This window comes from Staphylococcus agnetis (assembly GCF_002901865.1).
Taxonomy (GTDB): Bacteria; Bacillota; Bacilli; order Staphylococcales; family Staphylococcaceae; genus Staphylococcus; species Staphylococcus agnetis.
Map to the genome: position 1 here is coordinate 127506 of NZ_PPQF01000025.1, position 7925 is coordinate 135430.

Consider the following 7925-nt stretch of genomic DNA (forward strand, 5'->3'; position numbering starts at 1 on the left):
AAGACATAAGAGGCTTGGACATCAATCATTAAACCTATGATTGTCCCTAACGCCTCGCTTTTCTAGGCGCCTTACCTCAACTAGGGAGCATTACAGAAATCTAATTGATTTCGTTGTAATGCCCGCCGGTGCATGAAGACGTTAGAAATGAAATGAATTACGTCTTCAGTACACCTATGAACATGCGTGAATAGGTGGTCAATAGCCTAATTGCGGAAAGCTTTTAAGCGCATACGCAATCCAGTCAGCTACTGCCTTATATATTGTAAAAGCCAATAGTCTTAGATTGTTGCTCTCAAAATGGATTTTCGGTTGCGGCTAAATGCCTCAGAAGTCTCGGCTAAGGGATCAATCACAATTTATCATAGTGTCCATCACTAAGACTAAATCGATTTATTTAGATAAATAATAGCTAACAAAGTTCATGTATAAATGATTTTTGTTGGCTTATTTTTAATTAACAGGTCTGCTATGTCCAAGCCTCAGACATAAAAACGGGATGATATGTTCATCCCGTTTTTATCATTTATCATATTTTAGCTTAATAAGCTACCGTCTTCATTCAATTTTAGTTGCTGTGAAATATCATGATTAATGGACTTAAACAAATCAATTTCATGTGTAAGTGCTTTGCCAAACGATGGGATCATTTCTTTAATTTTAGGTTCCCATGTTGGAAATTCATTTTTAAATGAACGTTGTAAAATATCTAACATCACAGCTACCGCTGTAGAGGCGCCCGGAGATGCACCGAGTAATGCCGCAAGCGAACCATCTTGAGAGGTAATGACTTCTGTGCCAAATTGTAATGTCCCTTTGCCTTTGTCTTCAGTATCTTTTATAACTTGAACACGTTGACCCGCAACAACTACTTCCCATTCTTCTTCTTTTGCATTCGGAATAAATGCTCTAAGCTCTTCAACGCGTTCTGAATGACTCAACATGAGTTGTTGAATAAGATATTTTGTTAATCCCATCTCTTTTGCTCCGGCAGCAAGCATTGTCGTTAAATTATATGGTTTAACAGATTTAATTAAATCTAAATAAGAGCCAGTTTTTAAAAATTTAGGCGAAAATCCCGCAAAAGGTCCGAATAACAATGCGCGTTCCCCATCTATATATCGTGTATCGAGATGTGGCACTGACATAGGCGGTGCCCCCACTTTTGCCTTTCCATATACTTTAGCTAGATGTTGATTCACAACATCTTGATTTTTACATACAAGAAATAGTCCACTCACTGGGAAACCACCGACATGTTTGGACTCTGGCAGGTGTGTTTTTTGTAGCAGTGGTAAGCTTGCACCACCTGCTCCAATGAAGACAAATTTGGACTCAACTGTAAATGTTTTATTTTCTTTTAAATCTTTAATTTGAATCCGCCAAGACCCATCTTTATTTTGCTTTAACGTTTGAACTTCATGTTCATAATAAATGGCGCCACCTTGGTTTTGCAACTGTGTCATAAGTTGTTTCGTTAACGCACCGAAATTAACGTCTGTTCCTGATTCATCACGTGTAGCTGCGACGACTTCTTTATCATCACGACCTTCCATCATGAGAGGAATCCATTGTTTTAAGGTAGCTTTATTTTTAGTAATATCCATACCACTAAATAACACATTTTCTTTAAGGGCTTTAACACGGGATTCTAGAAATGTAACATTCTTCTCCCCTGTTACAAAACTCATATGTGGTACTGTGCGAATAAACGCACTTGGCTCTGTGAGTTTATTCGTTTTGACTAAATATGACCAGAATTGTTTAGAAATTTGAAATTGCTCATTCACTTTGATGGCTTTTTTGATATCCATAGTGCCATCTGGCATTTCATTTGTGTAATTCAATTCACATAATGCTGAATGCCCAGTCCCCGCGTTGTTCCATACATTTGAACTTTCCTTACCACATTGATCTAATCTTTCAAACACATTGATGTCCCACTCTGGTTGTAACTCTTTGAATAATACACCTAATGTAGCGCTCATGATGCCTCCGCCAATTAGCACTACATCTGTCTTGTTATGTAAGTTTTCCACAACAATCCAGTCCCCCTTTTTGATTATCATCAAGTATTGAAAATGACATCTCACTTGTCATACTTAACACTTAAAAACAGTGTATATACATCCATATCTTTAACAATACGACCATTTTATCACGTGTTACTTATATTATATACCTATAATGCACAATAAAAAAGCTACGTCGCTCATTAAATGTATTTCAATACATTTTAATAACGCTTTATTATCACTTATGAAATTTTGCATGATATAATTAACTCAAATAAACAAATTGAGGGATGCGTCATGAAGTCTATCACATTTCTAATGCATAATATCTATGCGGTAGGTGGCACTGTAAAAACGATTACGAACCTTGCAAATCAACTTGTACGTCAAGGCCATCAAGTGACAATTATATCCATATTTCGAAATAAAGCAGAACCCTACTTTCCGCTTGATGCTCGCGTACGTGTACTACCGCTTGTCGACTACCAACTCAAGCTACGCAATAGTGTACCTATAATATCAAATCGCATACGTAAATTCTCCCCTTTTCTCAAACCGAAATTACTGACGCAATATGAGCCAGGCATTAAACAATACTCAAGTTATATAGAAAAGAAGATGATTCGTGCCATTCAAAATAATGAAAGCGATATTTTAGTAGGTACGCGTGCAAGTCATAATTTAATCATTGCCCAATATGCTAATTCAAATCAAAAAACCATTGGCATGGAACATATGAATTTAGATGCTTATGATGACGGTTTTCGTGCTGAAATCCTCAAGCACTACCAAAAATTAGATGCGATTACGACATTAACGGAAAAGGATCGCGAACGTTACCAAACTTATGTTGATACACCAACTTACGTCGTATCTAATATGTTAGATGAAAAACGATTACAATTGATGAAAGAAAATAAAATTATTGCAGCTGGACGTTTTGAATATGAAAAAGGGTTCGATTTATTAATTGAAGCTGTATATCATATTCAAGACGACTTAAGAGATTATGGATTTACAATAGATATTTACGGAGATGGAAAAGAAAAAGAAGCCTTATCGCAACATATAAGTTATGCGCGTTTACAAGACTTAATCTTCTTACAACCAACGACGAATCAACTCAGCACGTATATCGCAATGAGTAAAATCACAGTCATACCCTCTCGTAATGAGGGCTTTGGTATGACAATACTTGAAGCCATGAATCAAGGTAGCGTTGTGATTAGTTATGATGGGAATACCGGTCCGGAATCATTAATCACACATGGACACAACGGTTTTTTAGTGCCTGCTAGAGATACGCGCCGCTTAGCACATCAAATATTAGAAGTCATAGAAAAAGGCCACGCGCGTCAAATTCAACCTATTATCCATTCTGCGTTTCATACAGTGGCACACTATACTCCTGAACGTATCTATGTACAATTTAAGCAAGTCGTAGATGATTTAATGTCTTAATGATCTCTGAACATCACACACTTAGTGTACGAAATCCAAATAAGCGACAGTATAAAATAAGCCTTCAGAACACATGCGCACCATGTGTTTTGAAGGCTTTTAAAATCTGTGTATTAACTTAAGAAGTATGATAAAATCAGTGTCCAAATACAGAAGAAGACGAGGAGCCCTACACTGTATTTTAAAGTCATTTTTAAAAGTACTGATTCTTGACCCACTTCTTTAACTGCTGCTGTTGCAATTGCAATGGATTGTGGTGAAATTAACTTCGCAATTGCACCCCCTGCTGTGTTAGCGCCGACAAGTAATGCGCCACTCGTACCAACTTGTGGTGCGACTGAAGCTTGAATTGGTGCAAATAACACATTGTTATTCACAACTGATCCAGTCATAAATACACCAATCCATCCAAGTATTGGAGATAAGAATGGGAAGATTGTTCCCGTTTTTGCAATCGCTTGACCCATCGCACTTGTTAAACCACCATATGTTGTAAGCTTAGCAATTGCTAAAATAAAACAAATCGTTAAAATTGGTAACCATAATTCTTTAAATGCTTCTCCTAGCAAACTAAAAGCTTGCTTAAAGTTAACTGTTTTCGATAATAAAATTGTAATAATACCTGCGATTAATAACGCCATACCTGTTTGTGCGATTAAGTTAAATGTAAGCATGATTGGTTTATGCGTCACATCATTCATTGTTCCTGGAATTGGGAATTGAATATTTAAAAATGCGAGTGCCCCACCTTCAAGGAACAATCCTTTAAAGAATTTTGAACTCCAAATTAAAACAAGAAACGTTAAAATATAAAATGGACTCCATGCATACGCAATTGCTTTAAATGAATGACGTCTCGTCTCAAGAACTTCACCTTGACTCAATCTGAAAATATTTTTTGGTTGAACTTTTTTAGAGAATAATGCCAATGCACCCATCGCTGCAAGTGGTGGAATGATATCTACAAGTTCAGGTCCTAAAAATTGGTTAAAAATAATTTGCAATAGTACAAATGGAATCACCATCACTAAAATTGCAGGTAACGTTTCTTTAATACCTTTGAAGCCATCAATAATAAACACTAATAAGAACGGTGTTACAAAACTTAATAAAGGTAAACTTAAGTTTAACGCTTGAGATACGCTTAATGCTGTAATGCCGCCAGGTAAATTTAAAGTATCTACTACACCTACCGGAATACCAATCGCACCATACGCACCTGCTGCACCATTAGCTACTAAACACAGCATCGCTGCTTGTAACGGTTTAAACCCAAGTTGTATTAATAACACGGCACAAATGGCAATCGGTACACCAAAACCTGCCACACCTTCTAAAAAGGCATTAAACGCAAAACCAATTAATAACAATTGGAGACGTTGGTCTTCAGAAATGGCCGTAATACTATCTTGAATAATGGCAAATTGACCTGTAGCTGTCGTTAATTTGTATAACCAAACTGCCATCATAACGATAAAGCCAATTGGTAAAATACCTTGATAAAACCCTTCAGTTATACCGCCTGTTACGATACCTACTGGAAGTTTGAAAATTACTAATGTAATGACGATGGTAACCGCTAATGTTGTCATCGCCGCATAAATCCCTTTCATTTTAAACAATGTTAAACAGAGTAAAAATAATATGATGGGGATACTTGCAATTAATGCAGATATTGCAAGATTTTGGAACGGATCGTAACTATGAACTAACATCCTAAATCATCTTCCTTTGTTCTATATTTATATTATTACTTATTTATTCATGTGAATTATTTCACAATTAAAATATACCATTGCTTTGTATACAATTCAATAGGTTGCCGTAATTTTTTTATCACCTTTTACACTTATATTTACTATTCATTTAAAGTTGTATTAACAATCAAACACTATTGAATTTTTAGATCTATTAACTTTTAACAAATTACTTTTACTCTCATAAAAATATGATTATTACTTAATTATAAAATGCGTTATGTATGTGAATATTCTGAAACCATACAATAAAAAGCTGACTTCAAATAAAGATGAAATCAGCTCAATTTACAACTTTAGATTGCGTGCTTACTGACGATAAGCTGGATCTACAATTTTCGGTTTTCCTGTCTGATCAACTGTTACAATCATATACGTTCCAGGTTGTGATTGATTAATAAAACTAAAAACATAATGATAATTCCCTACTTCACCTTGAATCGCATAATCATTATATGGATTTTGTTGACCATTTAAACGAGTCACTTCACGTTGTGCCGCATCCAAAGAAGTTTGGAAATTCGGAAGTTGTTTTAACGCTTGTTGCGTATCTACGGACTGACGTGCTAAGTTTTGTGCCACTGGTACGACATTTTGACCTTGATATGGAGCAACATATGAACGTCCAGGTTTTGATGTTGAACCATTATCATTTTGTGGCACATTGTTTTGAGATGCATCGCCTTGACCTTCGTTAGTGTTTGACGTAGTCGCGTTAGAATCCTCACCAGAATTCGATTCACCATTATTTTGTGCATTATCTTTGTTGGTTTTTGATGATTCCGAAGCGGGTTTATCTTTCTTATTCTGAGATGTTTGCTTATCAGTCTTGGATGACTCATGTTCTTTTGATGTGTTACTATCGTCATTGCCACATGCTGCTAAAACAAGTGAAAGTGCGATAAAACTTGCCAACCACTTTTTCATGATATTGCGCCTCCTTTATCAAACGAAAATAACTACCATCATTATTATAACATTTTTTTATAGATTCATACGACTAATATTATAATTCCAGTCCCATGGTCCAATCGACATCAACATGATGCCCCATTTTAAATTCATGTTCTCCTATTTTTTTCAATCCTTGGCTTTTATAAAATGCAATAGCGGTATGGTTTTCGCTCCACACACCTAACCATAAATAGCGTTTGTTCAATCCTTTTGCAAATTGGATAACATAATTAAAGATATATTGACCTAGTTTTAATCCTTGATACGTTTGATATAAATAGATGCGTTGGAGTTCAGCATATTGAGACGAAAACGCTTCAGTTTGTGCGTCACCGATATTCACTTTAAAATACCCGGCAATATGTTCGTCGACCATAGCAAAATAAAAAAATGAATTAGGATTTTGTATTTCATCAGTCAACTTCTCTATAGACATTTCTTCCTCAAAGTATTGATTAAACAATGCATGATCATAATCTGATGCATACGCTTCAGCAAAAGTTTCAATACTTACACGCCTTAACTCCATTACATCAGATATCTCAACCTTTTTAATACGAAAATTCATACACCCATCCCCCATTTATTACTTTTTATTACTATATTCTAAACATATCTTTGTTGCAATATCATTGTCTTTCATGTGATCTCATGATAAAGTGTGAAAGTAAAATTTTGAGAGGGGTTGCTTATGGCACATTCATTTAAAGCTTATGTATTAGATGAAAACAACGGTAATGTCACTGGACAATATCAAACGTTAACCGTAGATGATTTACCTGATGGAGACGTGATTGTCAAAGTACATTATTCAAGTTTAAATTATAAAGACATGCTCGCAACACAAGATCACAACAAAATTATACGACACTATCCAATGATTCCTGGCATCGATTTAGCCGGCGAAGTCATAGAATCTAAACATCCATCTTTCAAAACCGGTGATGCAGTGATTGCGACTGGCTATGAATTAGGTGTATCTCATGCTGGAGGATTTAGTGAAATGGCTCGCGTAAAAGGCGATTGGCTTGTACCACTTCCTAAAGGTTTAACACTAGAGGAGGCAATGATCATTGGTACCGCTGGTTTTACTGCAGCAATTTCAATTCAATTGTTAGAAGATAATAAAATCACTTCTGATGGCGGTCCTGTCTGTGTACGTGGCGCAACTGGTGGCGTAGGTACAATGGCAACTATGATGCTTAGCGCTTTGAATTATAAAGTGACTGCAAGCACTGGTCAGCATGACAAAACAGATTGGTTAAAATCATTAGGTGCAAGAGAAGTCATTGGACGTTTAGATACATTATCAGATAAACCGCTTCAAAAAGGACAGTGGCAGGCCATTATTGATCCCGTTGGTGGCATCACTGTCGGAGAGTGTTTAAAGTATATTCAACCACACGGTGCAGTCGCGTTAAGCGGTAATGTAAGTGGCATGACTTTTGAAAGTTCAGTCTTTCCATTTATTTTACGCGGTGTGAAGCTATTGGGGGTTGATTCTGTTCAATTCCCAATGCGTCGTAGACTATTGTTATGGCGCCGTTTAGCAACGGATTTAAAACCACAACAACTTCATGAAATTAAAACCGTTGTTCCTTTTAAAGATATCGAAAGCCATATTGAAGCCTTGAAAGATAATCATATACAAGGTCGTATCGTTATTAAAATGGATTAATTAAAATAGCTCGTTTAACTTAATTAACATCCCATTTTAATTTAAATTTACAAATGTCAT

6 protein-coding genes are annotated in these 7925 nt (G+C 35.9%); 2 read left to right on the forward strand and 4 right to left on the reverse strand.

All coding sequences use genetic code 11. The features are described 5' to 3' along the window. Positions 1-536: 536 nt before the first annotated feature. Positions 537-2039 carry a malate dehydrogenase (quinone) gene (gene mqo / locus CD172_RS05065; RefSeq protein WP_103345650.1) on the reverse strand — a complete coding sequence of 501 codons (1503 nt, stop codon included), beginning with the start codon at positions 2037-2039 and terminating at the stop codon, positions 537-539. 273 nt (positions 2040-2312) lie between these two features. On the opposite strand from mqo, the gene CD172_RS05070 reads away from it, so the two are divergent. Further along, positions 2313-3476, forward strand: a complete 1164-nt coding sequence (locus CD172_RS05070; RefSeq protein WP_060551708.1) for a glycosyltransferase family 4 protein — start codon at positions 2313-2315, stop codon at positions 3474-3476. 113 nt (positions 3477-3589) lie between these two features. Here CD172_RS05070 and CD172_RS05075 read toward each other — a convergent pair whose 3' ends face one another. The 3 genes from CD172_RS05075 to CD172_RS05085 form a co-directional block, all read right to left on the reverse strand. Then, positions 3590-5191: an L-lactate permease gene (locus CD172_RS05075; protein WP_103345651.1), complete on the reverse strand. Its 1602-nt coding sequence runs from the start codon at positions 5189-5191 to the stop codon at positions 3590-3592. 351 nt (positions 5192-5542) lie between these two features. Next, positions 5543-6160 carry a hypothetical protein gene (locus tag CD172_RS05080; protein ID WP_103345652.1) on the reverse strand — a complete coding sequence of 206 codons (618 nt, stop codon included), beginning with the start codon at positions 6158-6160 and terminating at the stop codon, positions 5543-5545. A 79-nt stretch (positions 6161-6239) separates the two neighbouring features. Further along, positions 6240-6755 (reverse strand): GNAT family N-acetyltransferase, encoded by a 516-nt coding sequence (locus tag CD172_RS05085; RefSeq protein ID WP_060551711.1) that lies wholly within the window; start codon positions 6753-6755, stop codon positions 6240-6242. 123 nt (positions 6756-6878) lie between these two features. On the opposite strand from CD172_RS05085, the gene CD172_RS05090 reads away from it, so the two are divergent. Next, complete coding sequence (locus CD172_RS05090; protein WP_060551712.1) at positions 6879-7865, forward strand: acrylyl-CoA reductase family protein; 987 nt, start codon at positions 6879-6881, stop codon at positions 7863-7865. Positions 7866-7925: the final 60 nt, after the last annotated feature.